The following is an 18,964-nucleotide window of genomic DNA, read 5'->3' on the forward strand; positions in this document are numbered from 1 at the left end:
AGTCTGGAAGGTATGCTTGAGCCTGGCTTTCGCACGCCGCTCGCCGCTGGCGGCTGTGCGGGCCTTGCACGCAGGCCCTCGGACACGTCACCTCCGAATGGTGCGGCGCTGCAACCCTGTTTTCCTCTTCCTGCGGCATCCGAGTCTCTGGCTCGCTGCCCCGTCGCGATGGACTGCCATGCTGCTTAGAACCCGCTTTCAGCTCGCGTTGCTTCTGCTGCCGCTTGCCACGAGCCTGCTGTTCAGCCTCTATGTGGTGGATCGTGAGATCAGTCGTGAACGCACCGCCATGATGCAGCGTCTGCAGGCCAGTGTGCAGGCGATCATGCCCGGGCTTGCCAATGCCGCCCTGGAAGCCGACGACCAGCGTCTGCATGAACTGGCACAGATGCTCATCGATCAACGCGACGTGCGAGGGTTGACGCTGCGCACCCCCGAGGGTGGCACCCTGCTTCACATGGGGCCGAGCCAACGTCCACAGACAAGCGCGCTGCTGGAAAGCGACGCCTACCCGCAAGCCCCCGACGCGCTGGTGCTGGTGACACCGGTGATCGACCCATGGCGGGAGGCACGACGCGGAGACCGCATCTCCTGGCTGATTCTCGAGGCCTCCGATACCCGTATCGTGCTGCACCGCTATCAGCTGCTGGTCGGCTATGGGCTGGCCAATCTGGTCTTCGGACTGGCACTGCTGCTGTTCGCCTACCATGCCTCACGTCGCATGCTGCAGCCCTTCCATGACCTCGGCGAAGCCATGACCCGCCTCGCGCGCGGCGAGACTCACCAGCGTCTGCCGGTGCAGGGGAATGACGACATGAGCGAGCTGGCCGAGCACTACAATCTCAGCGTCGAGCAGCTCAAGCGCGCGCGGGAAGACATGCAGGACCAGATCGACCAGACGACGCGTGACCTGCACGAGTCGATGGAAACCGTCGAGATCAAGAACATCGAACTGGACATGGCCCGCCGCAAGGCGCTGGAAGCCAACCGCATCAAGTCGGAATTCCTCGCCAACATGAGCCATGAGATCCGCACGCCGCTCAATGGCATCATCGGCTTCAGCAACCTGCTGGGGCGCAGTGACCTGGACAACCGCCAGCGCGACTGGCTGGGCCACATGCAGAACGCCTCCTCCTCGCTGATGTCATTGATCAATGACATCCTGGACTTCTCCAAGATCGAGGCCGGCAAGCTCGAGCTCGAGAAGGTCCAGATGGACATCGAGCCGCTCATCGAGGAAGTGCTGGCGATGCACGCCCCGGAGGCGCATCGCAAGCATCTGCACCTGCTGGGGCTGGTCTACGATGACGTGCCACAACGCTTCGAGGGTGACCCGCTGCGCATCAAGCAGGTAGTCACCAATCTGGTGGCCAATGCGGTCAAGTTCACCGAGCAGGGCGAAGTCATCATCCGCGTGATGGTGGATGACCTTTCCGGCAGCAGTACCCGCCTGAAGATTGCGGTGGCCGATACCGGCATCGGCATGGACAGTGCGCAACGCAACCGCCTGTTCCAGGCCTTCTCCCAGGGTGACCCGTCCCGCGCCCGCCAGTTCGGCGGCACCGGCCTGGGCCTGATGATCTCGAAGCGCCTGGTGGAACAGATGGGTGGCGAGATCCAGGTCGAAAGCCTGCCCGGACATGGCTCCACCTTCCTGTTCAGCGTGCCGGTGGCCGTCAGCAGCATCGAGGAGCGCCCGCGCGAGATCGTCTTCGATCATCAGCGCATCTGTCTCATCGAGCCTCACCCGGCCACGCGCCGCGCCCTGAGCTACCTGCTCTCGCGCTGGTCGCTGGACCTCGTCGGCATCGAGGAGCAGCCTGATCTCGTGGTAGTCGCCCTGGAAAGCCGTGACCTGAAGCGGCTGGAGGAATGGAGTCAGCGCCTCAAGCATCTGCCGTGTCGCGTGCTGTGTCTGCTGAATGCGCCACTGCCGGCCAATATCGAGGACCTGCAGCAATACGGGATCGACGAACTGCTCAGCAAGCCGGTCACACGCCTGCAGATGCGCCACAAGCTGGCCAACCTGCTGCATTCACCGCGGCGCGACACACCACGCCTCCAGGAGCTGCCGGCCTTCACGCCGCTGGAGGATGGCACCACGGCCGGGCGGCTGACGCCTGATCTTTCCGCTCCGCTCCCGGAGCGCTCGCCGGCATCGCCGCGGCCCCCCGAGGCGTCGCCTGCCTCCCCCATGCCTGACGGGCTGCCTCAGGCTGCCACGCCTGCGGAGACGCCGAACATGACGCGCAAGTGCGTGATGGTCGTCGATGACAACCCCTCCAATCGCCTGCTGGCCGAGGAACTGCTCACCGACATGGGTCTGGATACCCTGGCCGCACAGAGTGGCGAGGAAGCGTTGGCCCTGGCCCAGCAGCAGCCGGTGGATGCGGTACTGATGGATATCCAGATGCCGGGCATGAACGGCCTGGAAGCCACCAAGGCACTGCGCCATCAACAGCGCATGCGCCATGAGCACCTTCCCGTCATCGCGTTGACCGCGCACGCCCTGGCACACGAGCGCCGGGAGCTGCTGGCCGAGGGCATGGATGACTACCTCATCAAGCCGGTCGACGAGCACCTGCTGGCCAACATGCTGAGCCGTCATCTTGGCATCACGCTCAGCGTGCCGAAGACCCCGCCACACGACACGGCCCCCGCCTTCTCCCCCCTCTCCAGTGCCACTGACGCGGGCAGTATCGAGCGTGGCAAGCGCCCCGAGGGTACACCTCCCATGCCCGCCGCGTTCGAGGGACTGAGCGAGCAGGATGGCGAACTGCCCATCGTCGACATGGCACTGGGCATCGAGATGGCCGGCGGGCGCAAGGCGCTGGCCCTGGAGATGCTGGGACTGCTGATCAAGAGCCTGCCGGAGAGTGAGGTCACCATCCGCAGGGCCTGGGCGGTACAGGATGGCGAGGCCATGCTCGATGGGGTGCACTATCTGAATGGCGCCTGCCGCTACTGTGGCGTGCCGCGCCTGGCACTGCTGGTCGAGGCGCTGGAGACACGCCTGCGCGTCAGTGGTCTGGATCAGCTGGAGGACGACGTCGCCGCGCTGTTCGATGCCATCGCAAGCCTTGCCCAGTGGGCGCAGAGCGAGGAAGCCACCTTGCTCCTGGCAGAATCGCGCCCCGACGCCTCGGACCGCGAGCGCTGAGCGAGAGCGCTGGTCGAGAGCACTGATGACGGCATCCGCTCTTCGCCACCCCTTTTTCTCTTGCCTTTTCCGCCCCCTCCTCACCATCCCTCTGCCGACAACGACAACGCCACCCTGGCCGCAAGGCGAGGGTGGCGTTGTCATGTCCAGCACTTTCAGCGGTCAGCGGATACTCAGCGCTCCAGCACCACGAAGGCGATGGCCTGATCACGCTCATCACTGATCGACAGATGCAGATGACGAATCCCGGCACGCGCAGTCAGCGCTTCCGCTTCATCTGACAGCACGAAGGACGGCTTGCCCAACGCATCGTTCACCACCTGAATCTGGGTGAAACGCATGCCCTGACGCAGCCCGGTCCCCAGCGCCTTGACGAAGGCTTCCTTGGCCGCGAAACGCTTGGCCAGAAAAGCCGCCGGCTGGGGGTGATCCGCGAAGCGTGCCAGCTCCTGCGCTCCGAGCAGACGCCGAGCGAAGCGCTCTCCGTGGCGTGCCATGCCGGCCTCGAAACGCTCGATTCGCGCGATGTCCGTGCCTATCCCGACGATCATCCGCAGCAGCCTGACCCTTGCACGTGCTCATGATCCTCATCGTGCTCATGATCATGGTCGTGTGCATCCAGCGCTGCCATCAGGCCCGCTTCCTGGCCTGCGATGCACAGGCGCTTCATCTCGATGACGGCCTCCTTGAGGCCGACGAACATGGCGCGCGCGATGATCGCGTGACCGATATTCAGCTCGTTCAGCCCCGAGATGCCCGCGATGGCCTCGACGTTGTGATAGTTGAGACCATGCCCGGCATTGACGATCAGACCCAGCTCGTTGGCGAGCTCGGCTGCAGCCGCGATGCGCTCGAATTCGACACGCGCCGCTTCACCGCTGGCATCCGCGTAGGCACCGGTGTGAAGCTCGACGACTGGCGCCCCGGTCTCGAAGGCGGCACGAATCTGCTCAGGCTCCGGGTCGATAAACAGCGAGACTTCACAGCCCGCCGTCGCGAGACGCTCACAGGCCGCGCGAATGCGTTCCAGATCCCCGGCGACATCCAGACCACCCTCGGTGGTCAGTTCCTCGCGCTTCTCCGGCACCAGGCAGACATTGGCCGGACGCACTTCCTCGGCCAGCGCCAGCATCTCGTCACTGACGGCCATCTCGAGATTCATGCGCGTATTGAGCACCTCGGCCAGAAGACGCACGTCGCGCTCCTGGATATGGCGACGGTCTTCACGCAGGTGCACGGTGATGCCATCGGCGCCGGCTTCCTCCGCGACCAGCGCGGCCTGGACCGGGTCCGGATAACGGGTGCCACGCGCCTGGCGCAGAGTGGCGATGTGGTCAATATTGACCCCGAGCAGGATACGCAGCGGGTGCATGATCAGCTCCTAGCGATGGAGATGGAAAATAGGCATGGCAACAGGTGCCATGACGAAGACAGCTTGCATGACGACAGGATACGATCTGCAGGCAAGGCCCGCATCAACCTGTCTGACGACTTTCACGTCGCCGGGCGGTCAGCTGACGCATCAGTTCACGCGAGCGCAGCGGACGCTCTCCCAGCAATGGCGCCAAGGCGCGCCGCGCCAGCCATAGACTCTCGCGCGACAGGCCGGCGTGCCCCCAGTCCTCACTGGCCAGCAGCTTCAAGGCACGCCCCTCGATACCTGCCACCCCCTCGGGTTGGGCGCGAAAACGCCGCTCGCTGGCGACATAGTCGTAGCGCACGTCGGGCATCAGAGGGGCATCCTCCAGCGTACGAAACTGCGGCAATTGCTCAAGGGCTTCCAGCAGGGTGTATTCCAGTCGCCTGAGTGCCGGGGCGCGACGAGCAGGCAGCGCCACGTCATCCAGGGTCAGCGAATAGAGGGCGAACAGCTCCGGTACCGGCATTTCCACCGGCAAGGTGCGCGTCAATAGCTCATTGGCATAGAAGCCACACAGAAGCCCTTCCCCCGCCAGCAGACTGGCGCTGCCGCCGGTCTCCATCAGGTTGAGCGTCTTGAGATCGCTTTCCCCGCGCCAGGTGACGTGCAGGGGAGTGAACGGCTGCAGTCGCGCCCGCGACTTGCTGCCCGGACGCTGGACACCGCGTGCCACCGCACGCACCCGACCATGCTCGAGGGTCAACAACTCGATGATGGCACTGGTTTCACGATACGGCTTGCGATGCAGCAGGAAGGCCGGTTGCGGCGTCATCGGACAGGCTCACGACAGAGAGGGCTTGCGGACAGGGAAGATGGCATCCGGCAGAGGCGAACGCCGAGCATCAGGCGATGCTCGGCTGATGAGGCCACCCGTGGCGCGGCAGTCGTCTTGCCTGCCACGCCACGGGTGCGGGGAGCATCAGTCCTTGTCGTGGGTGTAACCCAGGCTTTTCAGGGCGCGCTCGTCATCCGACCAGCCACGCTTGACCTTGACCCACAGGTTGAGCATTACCTTGGCATCGAAGGCACGCTCCATCTCGAGACGCGCTTCGCGACCGATGTTCTTGATGCGCTCGCCATTCTCGCCGATCAGGATCTTCTTCTGGCCCTGACGCTCGACCATCATCAGCGCGCTGATGTGCAGCGTGCCGCGCTGATCGGTCTTGAATTCCTCGATCTCGACGGTCATCTGGTACGGCAGTTCGTCACCCAGCTGACGCATCACCTTCTCGCGCACCAGCTCGGAGGCCAGGAAGCGTGAGCTCTTGTTGGTGATCTGATCATCCGCGAACATGTGCTCGCCGTGCGGCAGACGCCCCATCACGTTCTCGAGCAGCAGGTCGATGTTGGTGCCATTCTTGGCCGACATCGGGATGATGGCCGCGAAGTCACGACGCTCCTGCAGACTCTGGAGCCAGGGGGCCAGAGTGGTCTTGTCCTTCAGCCAGTCGATCTTGTTGACGACGAGAATCACCGGCGCCTTCACGTGGGCCAGCTTCTCGAGCACGATCTGGTCTTCTTCCATCCAGCGGGTGCGGTCGACGATGAACACCACGGCGTCCACATCGCGCAGCGCCTGGGTGGCGGTCTGGTTCATGAAGCGGTTGATCGCCTTGTTGCGATCGCGCTGCATGATGTGGATCCCCGGGGTATCGACGAAGACGCACTGGGTGCCGTCCTCGGTGTGGATGCCCATCACCTGGTGACGCGTGGTCTGCGGACGACGCGAGGTGATCGAGACCTTCTGGCCCAGGATGTGGTTCATCAGCGTCGACTTGCCGACATTGGGGCGCCCGACGATGGCGACGAAGCCACAGCGGGTATCCGGCAGCGGCTGATCGCTGACACCGGCGGCCGCCAGCATGCCCTCGAGGGCATCGGCGTTGCCGGTGTGCGTCTCGGTAGAGGCATCAGGGGCGTCGCCGCTCGGGGTGACGTTGTCTTCTGGGGTATGGCTCATGAGCGGCCTCCGCGGGCAGGTTCGAGCAGTTGCAGCGCGAACTCGGCCGCCTGCTGTTCAGCATGGCGACGGCTGGAGCCGACGCCTGTGGTCTTGGTGTCGATCATCTCGACGTGGCAATCGACGCTGAAGGTCTGCGAATGCGCTTCGCCTTCGACGCTGGTCACCTCATAGCGCGGCAGGGCCGCCTGACGCGATTGCAGGAATTCCTGCAGACGTGTCTTGGGATCTTTCTGGGTGTCCTGAAGGTTCAACGCCTCAAGACGGCTGTCGTACCAGCGCAGCACGTGTTCACGCACGACCTGCATGCCAGCATCCAGATAGATGGCACCGATCACGGCTTCCACGGCGTCAGCCAGGATGGATTCGCGACGATGACCGCCGCTCTTCATCTCGCCGGAGCCCAGGCGCAGGTTCTCGCCCAGCTTGAACTCACGGGCAAGCTCCGCCAGGGTCTGGCCCTTGACCAGACGCGCACGCAGGCGTGACAGCTGGCCCTCACGGGCCTGGGGGAAGCGCAGGAACAGCGCTTCGGCGATCACGAAATTGACGATGGAATCGCCAAGAAACTCGAGCCGCTCATTGTTCTGGCCACCATAGCTTCGATGGGTCAATGCCAGTTCCAACAGACTGGCATCCTCGAAGGTGTGGCCGATACGCTTTACAAAGGCATTCAGCGGGCTACTCACAGGTCTCCCTACTCTCTTTTTGTCGCTGACGCCCGCAGGCGTCCTGTCGAATGGTGCATCAGTCTTGACGGCTGATGCCTGTCGTCATCGACATGCTTCGCGATGCCCGAAGCCTACACGGCTTGAGGAGTTGCCGATCGCCACCATCCCAATCCGATATTCGTCAGCCGCGCTGCCCGCAGGCTCGTGGCCTCGGGTCCGACATGATGAACAGCAGGTTGACATGGCAGGCACGACGCATCGTCCCATGTCGAAAGATCCGTCCTTGCGGTACTGGCACGCCGCCGGGCGGCGCTGCCAGACACGACCGGGCCGCCTCTCGGCGGCCCGGTCAATGCACTGATCAATGAATCAGGCGTACCGAGGAAAAGTCCGGGAATCCGTCCTTCCAGTGCATCCACACCGCGACCGCCTTGCCGACGATGTTCTCTTCCGGCACGAAGCCCCAGTAGCGGCTGTCGTTGGAATGGTCGCGGTTGTCACCCATCACGAAGTACTGCCCTTCAGGCACCCGGATCTCGCGCATCTGCGGGCCGGGGTCCTGAGGGTTATTGTAGATTTGATGGGCGTGTTTCCCCAGTGTCTCATCCAGCAGACTCTCGCCGGGCTGCTCACTGACGTTGCGCGCATTGAGCGTCTTGCTGACCGCCTGACCATTCACGTAGAGCTGCTTGCCCTCATAGCGAATGGTGTCACCGGGCAGACCGACGACGCGCTTGATGAAGTTGGTGGACGGGTCCTCCGGGAAACGGAACACCATCACGTCACCACGCTCGGGCTCGCCGACCTCCAGCACCTTGGTGTCGACCACCGGCAGGCGCAGGCCATAGTCATACTTGTTGACCAGGATGAAGTCGCCGATCTTGAGCGTCGGCAGCATCGAGCCGGAGGGAATCTGGAACGGCTCATAGGCGAATGAGCGCACCACCAGCACCAGCAACAGTACCGGAAAGAACGACTTGGCATAGTCCACCAGCCACGGGTCCCGCGTCAGCTTCTCACGCGTACCACTGTCCAGCTCCCCTTCGACGGATGCCTCGGCCTTGGCCAGACGCGCCTTGCGCGCACCGCGCAGGGCAATCAGATCTATCAGCCACACCACGCCGGCTACCGCTACGGCAATCACCAATACTAGCGAGAAATCCATCGTCATCCCTGTCTGCCCTGGGTCTTGGGGCAGGCCGCCAGCCGGCGGCCTGCATCAGTCGTTCATCTTGAGCACGGCAAGGAAGGCGTCCTGGGGAATTTCCACCCGGCCGACCTGCTTCATGCGCTTCTTGCCCGCTTTCTGCTTCTCGAGCAGCTTCTTCTTGCGGCTGACGTCGCCGCCGTAGCACTTGGCGGTCACGTTCTTGCGCAGCGCCTTCACGGTGGAGCGTGCCACGACCTGACCTCCGACGGCCGCCTGGATCGCCACGTCGAACATCTGACGCGGGATCAGTTCCTTCATCTTCTCGACCAGCAGTCGGCCACGGCCGTGAGCATGGTCGCGGTGGATGATGGCCGCCAGCGCATCGACGCGATCGCCATTGATCAGCACGTCCAGACGTACCAGCTTGGCCGCCTCGAAACGCTCGAAGCTGTAATCCAGAGAGGCATAGCCCTTGGAGATGGACTTGAGGCGATCGAAGAAGTCCATCACGACCTCGGCCATCGGCAGCTCGTAGACCAGCTGGATCTGGCTGCCCAGGAACTGCATGTCGAGCTGGACGCCGCGACGATTGACGCACTCGGTGATGACGTTGCCGACGTATTCCTGTGGCACGAGGATGGTGGCGCGGCAGATCGGCTCACGCAGTTCATCGACGTTGGCCATGTCCGGAAGCTTCGAGGGGTTGGACACCGGCAGCACGTCGCCGTTGTCCATCAGCACCTCGTAGATCACCGTCGGCGCAGTCGTCAGCAGGTCGAGATTGTACTCGCGCTCCAGACGCTCCTGGATGATCTCCATGTGCAGGGTGCCCAGGAAGCCGACGCGGAAGCCGAAGCCCAGTGCGTCGGAGTTCTCCGGCTCGTAATCCAGCGAGGCATCGTTGAGCGCCAGTTTCTGCAGCGCGTCACGGAAGTCCTCGTAGTCATCGGAGCTGATCGGGAACATACCGGCGTAGACCTGCGGCTTGACCTTCTGGAAGCCCGGCAGACGCTCGACCTTGTCGGCCGTCTTGGTGTGCACGATGGTGTCACCCACCGGCGCGCCCATGATGTCCTTGATGCCGGCGACGATGAAGCCCACCTCGCCGGCACGCAGCACACCGGTTTCCTTGCGCTTGGGCGTGAAGATACCGATCGCGCCGGTTTCCCAGTCGCGGCCGGTGGACTTCAGGCGGATCTTCTCACCCTTCTTCAGGGTGCCGTCGAAGATACGCACCAGCGAGACGACGCCGAGGTAGTTGTCGAACCAGGAGTCGATGATCAACGCCTGCAGCGGCGCTTCCGGATCGCCCTTGGGCGGCGGAATGTCACGCACCAGACGTTCGAGCAGCGCTTCCATGCCCATGCCGGACTTGGCCGACACCTGACAGGCATCCGTCGCGTCCAGACCGATGATCTCCTCGATCTCCTGGGAGACCTTCTCCGGGTCCGCCTGCGGCAGATCCATCTTGTTGAGGACCGGCAGCACCTCGAGGCCCTGCTCGATGGCGGTGTAGCAGTTGGCCACCGACTGGGCTTCGACGCCCTGACCGGCATCCACCACCAGCAGCGCCCCTTCACAGGCATACAGCGAGCGCGAGACTTCATAGGAGAAGTCGACGTGGCCCGGGGTATCGATGAAGTTCAGCTGATAGGTATTGCCATCATCGGCGTGGTAGTCGAGGGTCACCGACTGGGCCTTGATGGTGATGCCGCGCTCACGCTCGATGTCCATCGAGTCAAGCACCTGCTCCTTGAGCTCACGGTCACTCAAGCCTTCACACAGCTGAATGATGCGGTCAGCCAGCGTGGACTTGCCGTGGTCGATATGGGCGATGATTGAGAAGTTGCGGATATGCTTCAAGGACGGCGGCGTTACGCGTTCGGTCATGGATCACTGCTCTGTATTTGTGCCCGTCTCCGTGAAATCACACGGCCAACACGGGAGACGACGGAAATCGAATTGCACGCATTGTACAGTCCGACTTGAGGCGATGATAGAAGGCGTTACCTTTTGCACCTCTCTCACCCAGCCGTACGAACGGCAGCCACAGGGCAATCCTCATGCTTGCGAGCCCCGCGAGAAGGGGGCTCGCCCCTGAATACAGACGGGGCGCACAGTCGCCCGTGCGCCCCGTCGTCACTCGCCACCCTTGCTGGCGTCCGCGTCATTCATCGCGCATGCGCAGTGCGATGTACAGCGGGCGGCCGTTGCGCACCAGGCGCAGCGAGACCGGGCGATCCGCCGGCAGCTTGGCCACCACGTCACGCAGCGACTGCACGCTGGTCAACGGCTGCTGATTGAGCTCGACCAGCACATCGCCGGCAGTGATGCCCGCTTCTGCCGCCACGCCCTGTGGGTCGACCTCCAGCACCTTGACGCCATTGTCGAGGTTCATTTCCGCCAGGGCCGCCTTGCCAAGCTCGGTCACGGCAATGCCCAGGCCCTGCTTGTCATTGCTGGCAGCGGCAATCTCGTCCTGATCGCTGCCCGGCCAGTGACCTACCTTGGCCTGCAGGGTCTGACGCTTGCCATCTCGCAGGATGGAAAGCTTGAGCGAATCCCCCGGCGAGCTGGCACCGACCATGCGCGGCAGGTTGGCGGAGGTTTCCACCTCATCGCCATCGACCGCCATGATGATGTCGCCCGCCTTGAGGCCGGACGCTGCGGCCGGGCCATCCGGGTCAAGATCGGCGATCAGCGCGCCACGCGCCCGGTCCAGCCCGAAGGATTCGGCCAGATCCTTGGACACCGGCTGGATGACGACCCCCAGCCAGCCACGATCGACGCGACCATCGGTCTTGAGCTTGTCGGCCACATCCATCGCCACATTGATGGGAATCGCGAAGCTCACCCCCATGAAGCCACCGGAGCGGGTGTAGATCTGGGAGTTGATTCCGACCACGTCTCCCTCGAGATCAAACAGCGGCCCCCCGGAGTTGCCCGGGTTGATCGCGACATCCGTCTGGATGAAGGGCACATAGGCATCCGAGGGCAGCGTGCGATCGATGGCACTGACGATCCCCGCCGTGACGGAGTGATCGAAGCCGAACGGCGAGCCGATGGCCGCCACCCACTGACCGACTTCCAGAGCGTCACTGTCGCCCATCGGCAGAGTGGGCAGATCATCCGCCTTGACCTTGAGCAGCGCGATATCGGTCTTCTTGTCCTCGCCGACCACCTGAGCCTTCAGCTCTCGACGGTCATTCAGGCGCACCATCACCTCGTCGGCACCATCCACGACGTGGGCGTTGGTCATGATGTAGCCATCGTCGGAGATGATGAAGCCGGAACCGAGGCTGGAGCGCTTCTCGATCCCCCCACGCCCCTGACCGGGGAACTGATCACCGAAGAAGTGCTTGAAGAACTCCGGCATCTCCTGGCCATCCGGGCCACGGAACACCGGCCCCGAGGTACGTTTGATCTCGGTGGTGGTCGCGATGTTGACCACGGCAGGCGCCGAATCCTTGACCAGCTGGGTAAAATCGGGAAGTTCACGCGCCTGGGCCATCTGGGCACCCATCAGGGCAGCCATGGCCAACGCGGGCGCCATCAGGCGAGAAAGCGATTTCATCGATGCGACTCCTGGTACGTCCTGTCACTTGTTATGAGGCACGCTGTCACTTGCCATCCAGCATGCTGACGCCGCAGGCGACGTCCCATTCATTGACGCCAAGACGGCGTTGAAGTTCAGCGAATGATACCGCGCTCGACGCAACCTCAGGTCGCATGAAAGCGACAGACGACATGCAGCAGGCATTCTCGGGGACGGGCGAGGGTCGACCACTGCCGCTCACGCGCGCGAGCAGCTGTCAGCCGAGCACAAGAGCCGTCAGACGGCCTTGATGGCCAGCGAGTCCACTCCCAGGCGACGCAGCAGGCGGGGACGATACAGCGCCTGCTGCTCAGGACGCGCGGCATGCCAGCGCACCACGCCCAGCCCCGCCGCCAGCGAGAGCGCAAAGCCCAGCGGCACCACCAGAGCCCCTGCGCCTGCCAGCTGCTCGGCCACGATACCGCCGAGCATGCCACTCATCAGCGGCAGGCCATACAGCAGTCCGGCACTGCGCAGGAAGGCGGATTCGTCGATACCGATCACGACCCGTTCGCCGACCATCGGCCACGCCTCGCCAAGCGGCACATGAATCAGCACGCGGTGTGCCTTGCGGCGCGAGAACTGGCTCAACAGCCCGCTCCCGCAACTGCTGCGAGCCTTGCAGGCTCCGCAGGTGGAGCGGCGCTGGGTCTCGACCCACACCCCTTCCCTGCCATGACCGGTGACCTGCCCTTCTTCCTGCATCATCTTGCCGACTCCTGAAATCTCGCCACCTGCCGGCAGCACATATGGGTAGAATAACGCCTTTCAGGGGGACGCTTCACCTCACCCCGCCGCCATTGCCCCTCATCCCGGTCGACCGAGATGACACCCATGTCCGCACAGGAACTCTCATGAGCGAAGCACCGCCACCCTCCACCTCGCGTCTCGACCCCCTGCACGGGGTCACCCTCAAGGCGTTGCTGACCTGGCTGGTCGACCATTACGGATTCGAGACGCTGGGCGAACTGATCCCCATCAATTGCTTCCTGAGTGACCCCAGCATCAACTCCAGCCTCAAGTTCCTGCGACGCACGCCCTGGGCACGCGCCAAGGTCGAGGCGCTCTACATCCAGACGGCAGATCGCTATCTACATGACTGAGGCGGAGAGTGGCCACACCGCCAGGTGACGGCGCTGGCCGGACGCGACCAGGATATGCAGACGCAAAAAGAGGGGCAGCCAATGGCTGCCCCTCTTTTCCTGTCGACCCTTGCTGCTTTCACCTACCCTGGCAACGACGCCATCGCAGGCCAGTCATCCAGCGAAGGTTACTGGGCGACATCCTGCAGACTGATCCATTCGCTGCGCTCCGGCACGGGGCCGCGCTCGGACGACTTGCTCAGGTACGCTTCAAGCAGTCGACGCTGGGCAAGATCCGCCGCTGCGACGTTGCTGGACGACATGCCGGAGTCATAACCGCCATTCTGCGGGGCCATGAACATGGGACGCGACGGAGAAGCCGTCACGCCGACCTGCATCAGACCGCCTGCAGCACTCGGTTGTGCCCACTGGGAAGCCTCGGCATTCACGGACGGCTGGCTGACCTGATGCACCGCGCCACCCTGCAGGCCTGAAGCCCCGCTGGCCAGCTCCGCGCCTGAGCCGTTGAGGCTCGGTACGCCAGTGTCAGTGCCATTGAAGACCTGCACACCGGTGATCACCATCACCGCGACACCCGCCGCGATCGCGGCAGAGCCTGCGAAGGAGAAGAGGCTGCGGCGCTCGGCCACGGGTTCGGCAACCGGCGCTTCACGAGAGATCATCTCGACCTCGGCACTCACGGCCGCCGAGATATCCATGGTGAAGCTGCTCTCGCGCTCGCGGTGCATGACGCTGCGCGCAAGATGATAGCGACGCCAGGTGTCTGCCGCCTGAGGCGATTCGTCGAGCCCCTTGAGGACACGTCGCAGATCCAGCTCGTCACCCTCCGCATCCATCAGCGCGGACAGCGACTCCTTCACGGATTCGGTGGTCTTAAGATTCATGCGTAAATACCCTCACACTCGACAGGCCATCACGGGGCACAACCTGCATTTCAGACAACGAATGGCGTCATGACACGACTGGCTCGCTGCATGACTCTTGGCGGCCCGACTGAACGAACCGGCAATCTGCACACTATGATCACGCGCGCGCCAGTTCGTTCCGCGATTCATTCAGAAAACATTCACTTTTCATGCACTCTCTGAACAAGCCATTGTTTTTGATGAGTTTTCTCGACAGACAAGGATGTAGACCATCGGAGACAGATACCTGCCTGTCGGGTCCTGCTCGACCGCCAGACGCCGTCCTCAACAGTGCCCCTCTCAGTCAGCTACCGCCCCAGCTGCAGCAGGACTGAGCAGCCCCTGGATGGCCTTGTCCACCGATTCGCGAGCACGGAAGATGCGTGAGCGAACGGTCCCCACCGGGCACTGCATCACCTCGGCGATATCCTCATAGGACAGACCGTCGAACTCGCGCAGCGTGATGGCGGTGCGCAGGTCTTCCGGCAATTTCTCGATGGCATCGAACACCACCTTCTCCAGCTCGTCACGCGCCATGGCCGCTTCCGGTGTCTCGACATCCGCCAGACGCCCGGACTGATCCAGCACCTCGGCATCCCCGATGTCCAGATCCGTCCCCGGGGGACGCCGCCCCCGCGAGACCAGATGATTCTTGGCGGTATTGATGGCGATGCGATACATCCAGGTATAGAAGGCGCTCTCCGCCCGGAAATTGGGCAAGGCGCGATAGGCCTTGATGAAAGCTTCCTGGGCGACATCCTGGACTTCGGCATGATCATGCACATAACGGCTGATCAGGCCGAGAATCTTGTGTTGATACTTGTTGACCAGCAGATCGAAGGCGCGGTTATCCCCTTTCTGGGCGCGCTCGACCAGCTGCTGATCTGTCTCATTGACACTCATTCACTCGCTCCCTCCGCGGGAGTGGAGGCACCGCTAGAGACGACTCGCAAAGACGTCCCCGGGGCATCAGTACCTGATGGAAATTGCGACTCGCGCATATGGAATCCGGCCCCTTTGACATTCATGCTCATGGATGCGTCGCGCAATTCGAACAGCACACTGGCTACCTTGCACCCGTTCGGGCGACCAAAATCAACGCACAGTGTTCCTGTTTATCATTTGCACGGCAAGACACGTGGTGGCCAAAGCCACAGGTTTTCCATGCCTACGCCTGAGATGACCGTGTTTGGCGACGCTGACTCGCTCAAGTGTAACGATTACTTTACGACTGACTCATTGCCAGGCATGACACTCGCTCCTGATCCCTCCATTTACCTTGACAGGTGATTTATATTGCGCCAAAGCCGCTGACAAGCGTCAAAGCAGCAGATACCATGGAGCCATTCACGACTCCACTCACGGCAGGGGGACAGCCTCTGCCAGGATCTGCGCTCACGATTGCGGACCGAACAACGCTCAGGACACCGTCATGTCAGAACAGCACGTCAACAACCTCAACGTCCTGTCCCAGGATGTACTGATCACTCCGCAGGCGCTCAAGCAGGACATCCCGCTGACCGACAAGGCCGAGCAGACCGTCATCGAAGGCCGTCGCACCATCCAGCGCATTCTGGACGGCGAGGATCCGCGCCTGCTGGTGGTGGTCGGCCCCTGCTCCATCCATGACCTGGACGCCGCCCGCGACTATGCTCGCCGCCTGAAGGTGCTCGCGGAAGAGGTCAAGGACAGCCTCTACATCGTGATGCGCGTCTACTTCGAGAAGCCGCGCACCACGGTCGGCTGGAAGGGATTGATCAACGACCCGCACCTCAACGATTCCTTCGAGATCGAGGAAGGCCTGCACATCGCCCGCGGCCTGCTGGTCGAACTGGCCGAGATGGGCCTGCCGCTGGCCACTGAAGCGCTGGACCCGATCTCCCCGCAGTACCTGCAGGACTGCATCAGCTGGTCCGCCATCGGCGCGCGCACCACCGAATCCCAGACTCACCGTGAGATGGCGTCTGGCCTCTCATGCCCGGTCGGCTTCAAGAACGGCACCGACGGCTCGCTGGATGTCGCCGTCAACGCCCTGCAGTCCGTCTCCCACGGCCACAACTTCCTGGGCATCAATCAGGCCGGTCAGGTCGCGATCATCCGCACCCGCGGCAACGCCTACGGCCACGTCGTGCTGCGGGGTGGCAACGGCAAGCCGAACTATGACAGCGTCAGTGTCGCCCTGGCCGAGCAGGAACTGGCCAAGGCCGGCGTCACCGCCAACCTGATGGTCGACTGCTCCCACGCCAACTCCAACAAGGACCCGGGCCTGCAGCCGCTGGTGCTGGAAAACGTCACTCAGCAGATTCTCGAGGGCAACCGCTCCATCATGGGCCTGATGGTCGAATCGCACATCAACTGGGGCGCCCAGAAGATCAATGCCGACCGCAGCAAGATGGAATATGGCGTTTCCATCACCGATGCCTGCATCGACTGGGCGACCACCGAAGAGACCTTCAAGACCATGGACACCAAGCTCAAGGACGCCCTGCGCGCCCGCCTCGAGCAGTCCGCCGAAGCCTGATACGCACCGGACAGGCAGACAGAAAAAGCCCCGCCGATCGGCGGGGCTTTTTTGTGGCCACTCAGTACTTGCGAATCAGTACTTGCGAATCAGTACTTGCGAATCAGTACTTGCGAATCAGCACTTGCAGATCAGGGCTTGCGGATCAGGGCTTGCGGCTCAGTACTGACGTACGCCGTCAATCTCGCGCACGAAGGGCGGCAATGCCTCGATCAGCTGCTGACCGTAACGCTTGGTCAGGATGCGCCGATCCAGAATCGTGATGCGCCCCTCATCGGCCTCCTTGCGGATCAGGCGCCCGCAGGCCTGCACCAGCTTGATGGAGACATCGGGCACCGCGATGCGCATGAACGGATTGCCGCCTCGCGACTCGATCCACTCTGCAAGCGTCGCACCGACCGGGTCATCCGGCACCGCGAACGGCAGCCGCGTGATCACCACATGGGTCAGGTACTTGCCGGGCAGATCGATCCCCTCGGCGAAGCTCGCCAGGCCGAAGATGATGCTGCCGCGACCACCATCCACCGCCTTGCGGTGCTGACTGAGCAGCTCGTGCTTGGGCAGGCGACTCTGGGCCAGCACCCGCTTGCGGGTCTCGTTGTCCAGCGCCTTGTTGACCGCCGCCAGCTGCTTGCGCGAACTGAACAGCACCAGCACCGCCTCGCGCACATCCAGCGCATTGACGAAATCGACGATCGCCTGCTCATGCGGGCCGGGCGGCGACGGCTCCACCGCCTCGCGCGGGATGGCCAGCACCGCCTTGCCATAATCGAACGGGCTGGGCAGTCGCTGATAGCGATAGCGATTGGCCAGACCAGCGCGCTCCTGCAGGCGCTCGAAGCGGTTGAGCGCCGTCAGGGTCGCGGACGTCAGTACCGCGCCGAAACAGGCCCCCCACAGGTGGCGCGCCAGGGTCTCCGCCGCCGAGACGGGGCTGGCCGAGACGGTCATCTCCGGTTCGCCATTGAAGCGCTCGAAGGTCAGCCAGCGCGCATGCGGCGGGCCATCCGCGGGGTCGCTCAGGCCGATGGCCTCCCACAGCGCATGGGCTTCCAGCGCACGTCCATGCAGCAGGGCCACCAGCGGCAACCAGTCCTCGGCATTCTCCTTGGGCAGGCCTGTCGCCTTCTCCGGGTCCAGACTCTCGCGCAGGATATCGGCGATCTGCTCCAGCGCCCGTGACAGCTCCGCGAAGCCCTTGAGCAGATTGTGCCCCAACTCCTTGAGCGCCTCCGGTGCCTGGCCGCGCTCGAAACGATGATTGGTGGCATCATCGCCCGCCCCCTCCGGCAGGTCAGCCAGCTGGTGGCCCAACCCGAACACCTCGCCCAGCCGCGGCTCGATGTCGGCCAGCAACTCCGGCATGCGCGCCAGCAGGCGCCCGATGGTCGGCTGACTGCCCAGCGCCGCGTTCAGCTCGGTGAGCGACTTCTTGAGATTGCCCAGCCAGCGCAGCGTCTGATTGATCGGCGTGCGGTGGTGGAAGTGGTCCAGCGCCTTGTCCGGCAGGTGATGCGCCTCATCGAAGACGTAGATGCAGTCACTGGGCGAGGGCAGCACCAGCCCGCCGCCCAGCGAGAGATCCGCCAGCACCAGATCATGGTTGGCGACGATGATGTCGGCCTGCTCCAGCTGACGGCGGGCACGGAAGAAGGCGCACGCCGAGAAGTGGCTGCAGCGGCGATTGGTGCACTGGCGGTGATCCGTGGTCAGCCGCGCCCAGTCGCGATCCTCGACCTGCAGCGGCCAGCTGTCACGGTCCCCTGCCCACTCGCCGCTGGCATAGTCCTCGGCCATCTTGCCGGCCAGCTCCACGAAGCTGCCACCATCGCTGGCGATCATGTCGCGCTCGAACAGCGCCATGGTCGGGTTGTCCTCGACGCCTTCCAGCGCCTGATCCAGCTTCTGTACGCACAGATAGCGCCGCCGCCCCTTGGCCAGCGCATAGTCGAAGGTCAGCCCCGAATGCTTCTTGAGCGCCGGCAGGTCCTGATGCATGACCTGCTCCTGCAACGCGATGGTGGCGGTGGAGACCACCAGCCGCTTGCCGCGCGCCTTGGCGACCGGCAGCGCGGAGAGCAGGTAGGCGAGCGTCTTGCCGGTACCGGTACCGGCCTCCAGCACGCAGACGTGCTCGTTGCCGAGGCGATACCCTTCCGGATTCTGCTCGATGTTGCCCAGGGTGCGTGCAATCTCGGCGATCATCAGCCGCTGCCCATAGCGCGGCGTCAGCTCAAGCCCCTCAAGCAGCTTGCGATAGGCGGTCTGGATCTCGCCCTTGAGACTGTCTTCCAGCATTGCGTGTCTCTCCTTGTGCCGAGCTGACCGCCGTGCGGCGCCCTAGCGCAAGACGGCGAACAGCCTGAGCTGTTCGCCGTCCATCACTTGCTGTCTTCTGACTGCGCTGCCGAGCCATGCCCTGATGAGTGGCATCGGTCATCCAGGCCAGACAGCCAGCATGAGCGGGGTATCACCCCCG

15 protein-coding genes are annotated in these 18,964 nt (G+C 63.5%); 3 read left to right on the forward strand and 12 right to left on the reverse strand.

What is annotated here, in order from left to right:
* Positions 1–178 precede the first annotated feature (178 nt).
* Complete coding sequence (locus HXS66_RS02135) at positions 179–3,160, forward strand: response regulator (protein ID WP_176502760.1); 2,982 nt, start codon at positions 179–181, stop codon at positions 3,158–3,160.
* Positions 3,161–3,333: 173 nt separating this feature from the next.
* Here the strand turns inward: HXS66_RS02135 and acpS are convergent, their stop codons facing one another.
* The 9 genes from acpS to HXS66_RS02180 form a co-directional block, all read right to left on the reverse strand.
* Positions 3,334–3,711: a holo-ACP synthase gene (gene acpS, locus HXS66_RS02140; RefSeq protein ID WP_077372179.1), complete on the reverse strand. Its 378-nt coding sequence runs from the start codon at positions 3,709–3,711 to the stop codon at positions 3,334–3,336.
* Positions 3,708–4,532: a pyridoxine 5'-phosphate synthase gene (gene pdxJ / locus HXS66_RS02145; protein ID WP_176502761.1), complete on the reverse strand. Its 825-nt coding sequence runs from the start codon at positions 4,530–4,532 to the stop codon at positions 3,708–3,710. The genes acpS and pdxJ overlap by 4 nt, the downstream gene beginning before the upstream one ends.
* A 103-nt stretch (positions 4,533–4,635) precedes the next feature.
* A complete protein-coding gene (gene recO, locus HXS66_RS02150) occupies positions 4,636–5,352 on the reverse strand; it encodes a DNA repair protein RecO (RefSeq protein WP_176502762.1) in 717 nt (238 codons plus the stop codon).
* Between the two features lie 147 nt (positions 5,353–5,499).
* Positions 5,500–6,444: a GTPase Era gene (gene era / locus HXS66_RS02155; protein ID WP_077373161.1), complete on the reverse strand. Its 945-nt coding sequence runs from the start codon at positions 6,442–6,444 to the stop codon at positions 5,500–5,502.
* A gap of 92 nt (positions 6,445–6,536) precedes the next feature.
* Positions 6,537–7,229: a ribonuclease III gene (rnc, locus tag HXS66_RS02160; protein ID WP_077372170.1), complete on the reverse strand. Its 693-nt coding sequence runs from the start codon at positions 7,227–7,229 to the stop codon at positions 6,537–6,539.
* Between the two features lie 343 nt (positions 7,230–7,572).
* Positions 7,573–8,376, reverse strand: coding sequence for a signal peptidase I (gene lepB, locus HXS66_RS02165; protein ID WP_077372167.1), 804 nt, complete (start codon positions 8,374–8,376; stop codon positions 7,573–7,575).
* Positions 8,377–8,430: 54 nt separating this feature from the next.
* Positions 8,431–10,251, reverse strand: coding sequence for a translation elongation factor 4 (lepA, locus tag HXS66_RS02170; RefSeq protein WP_077372164.1), 1,821 nt, complete (start codon positions 10,249–10,251; stop codon positions 8,431–8,433).
* 277 nt (positions 10,252–10,528) lie between these two features.
* Complete coding sequence (locus HXS66_RS02175) at positions 10,529–11,935, reverse strand: DegQ family serine endoprotease (RefSeq protein WP_176502763.1); 1,407 nt, start codon at positions 11,933–11,935, stop codon at positions 10,529–10,531.
* Between the two features lie 258 nt (positions 11,936–12,193).
* The gene (locus HXS66_RS02180) at positions 12,194–12,664 is read right to left on the reverse strand and encodes a SoxR reducing system RseC family protein (protein WP_077372161.1); all 471 of its coding nucleotides are present in this window, start codon (positions 12,662–12,664) and stop codon (positions 12,194–12,196) included.
* Positions 12,665–12,810: 146 nt separating this feature from the next.
* On the opposite strand from HXS66_RS02180, the gene HXS66_RS02185 reads away from it, so the two are divergent.
* Positions 12,811–13,059 carry a VF530 family DNA-binding protein gene (locus HXS66_RS02185; RefSeq protein WP_084209118.1) on the forward strand — a complete coding sequence of 83 codons (249 nt, stop codon included), beginning with the start codon at positions 12,811–12,813 and terminating at the stop codon, positions 13,057–13,059.
* A 167-nt stretch (positions 13,060–13,226) separates the two neighbouring features.
* Here HXS66_RS02185 and HXS66_RS02190 read toward each other — a convergent pair whose 3' ends face one another.
* Positions 13,227–13,943: a sigma-E factor negative regulatory protein gene (locus HXS66_RS02190; RefSeq protein ID WP_176502764.1), complete on the reverse strand. Its 717-nt coding sequence runs from the start codon at positions 13,941–13,943 to the stop codon at positions 13,227–13,229.
* A 321-nt stretch (positions 13,944–14,264) separates the two neighbouring features.
* Positions 14,265–14,867 (reverse strand): RNA polymerase sigma factor RpoE, encoded by a 603-nt coding sequence (gene rpoE, locus HXS66_RS02195; RefSeq protein WP_077372152.1) that lies wholly within the window; start codon positions 14,865–14,867, stop codon positions 14,265–14,267.
* Positions 14,868–15,396: 529 nt separating this feature from the next.
* On the opposite strand from rpoE, the gene HXS66_RS02200 reads away from it, so the two are divergent.
* The gene (locus HXS66_RS02200) at positions 15,397–16,485 is read left to right on the forward strand and encodes a 3-deoxy-7-phosphoheptulonate synthase (protein WP_077372149.1); all 1,089 of its coding nucleotides are present in this window, start codon (positions 15,397–15,399) and stop codon (positions 16,483–16,485) included.
* Positions 16,486–16,644: 159 nt separating this feature from the next.
* Here the strand turns inward: HXS66_RS02200 and dinG are convergent, their stop codons facing one another.
* Complete coding sequence (dinG, locus tag HXS66_RS02205; protein ID WP_176502765.1) at positions 16,645–18,783, reverse strand: ATP-dependent DNA helicase DinG; 2,139 nt, start codon at positions 18,781–18,783, stop codon at positions 16,645–16,647.
* Between the last annotated feature and the right edge of the window lie 181 nt (positions 18,784–18,964).

This window comes from Cobetia sp. 5-11-6-3, assembly GCF_013374055.1.
In the GTDB taxonomy this organism is placed as follows: Bacteria; Pseudomonadota; Gammaproteobacteria; order Pseudomonadales; family Halomonadaceae; genus Cobetia; species Cobetia marina.

What these genes read in the sequence shown, in the direction of transcription:
- HXS66_RS02135 (WP_176502760.1), top strand. Translation starts at nt 179, where the DNA reads ATGCTGCTTAGAACCCGCTTTCAGCTCGCGTTGCTTCTGCTGCCGCTT.
- acpS (WP_077372179.1), bottom strand. Translation starts at nt 3,711, where the DNA reads ATGATCGTCGGGATAGGCACGGACATCGCGCGAATCGAGCGTTTCGAG.
- pdxJ (WP_176502761.1), bottom strand. Translation starts at nt 4,532, where the DNA reads ATGCACCCGCTGCGTATCCTGCTCGGGGTCAATATTGACCACATCGCC.
- recO (WP_176502762.1), bottom strand. Translation starts at nt 5,352, where the DNA reads ATGACGCCGCAACCGGCCTTCCTGCTGCATCGCAAGCCGTATCGTGAA.
- era (WP_077373161.1), bottom strand. Translation starts at nt 6,444, where the DNA reads ATGCTGGCGGCCGCCGGTGTCAGCGATCAGCCGCTGCCGGATACCCGC.
- lepB (WP_077372167.1), bottom strand. Translation starts at nt 8,376, where the DNA reads ATGGATTTCTCGCTAGTATTGGTGATTGCCGTAGCGGTAGCCGGCGTG.
- lepA (WP_077372164.1), bottom strand. Translation starts at nt 10,251, where the DNA reads ATGACCGAACGCGTAACGCCGCCGTCCTTGAAGCATATCCGCAACTTC.
- HXS66_RS02175 (WP_176502763.1), bottom strand. Translation starts at nt 11,935, where the DNA reads ATGAAATCGCTTTCTCGCCTGATGGCGCCCGCGTTGGCCATGGCTGCC.
- HXS66_RS02180 (WP_077372161.1), bottom strand. Translation starts at nt 12,664, where the DNA reads ATGATGCAGGAAGAAGGGCAGGTCACCGGTCATGGCAGGGAAGGGGTG.
- HXS66_RS02185 (WP_084209118.1), top strand. Translation starts at nt 12,811, where the DNA reads ATGAGCGAAGCACCGCCACCCTCCACCTCGCGTCTCGACCCCCTGCAC.
- HXS66_RS02190 (WP_176502764.1), bottom strand. Translation starts at nt 13,943, where the DNA reads ATGAATCTTAAGACCACCGAATCCGTGAAGGAGTCGCTGTCCGCGCTG.
- rpoE (WP_077372152.1), bottom strand. Translation starts at nt 14,867, where the DNA reads ATGAGTGTCAATGAGACAGATCAGCAGCTGGTCGAGCGCGCCCAGAAA.
- HXS66_RS02200 (WP_077372149.1), top strand. Translation starts at nt 15,397, where the DNA reads ATGTCAGAACAGCACGTCAACAACCTCAACGTCCTGTCCCAGGATGTA.
- dinG (WP_176502765.1), bottom strand. Translation starts at nt 18,783, where the DNA reads ATGCTGGAAGACAGTCTCAAGGGCGAGATCCAGACCGCCTATCGCAAG.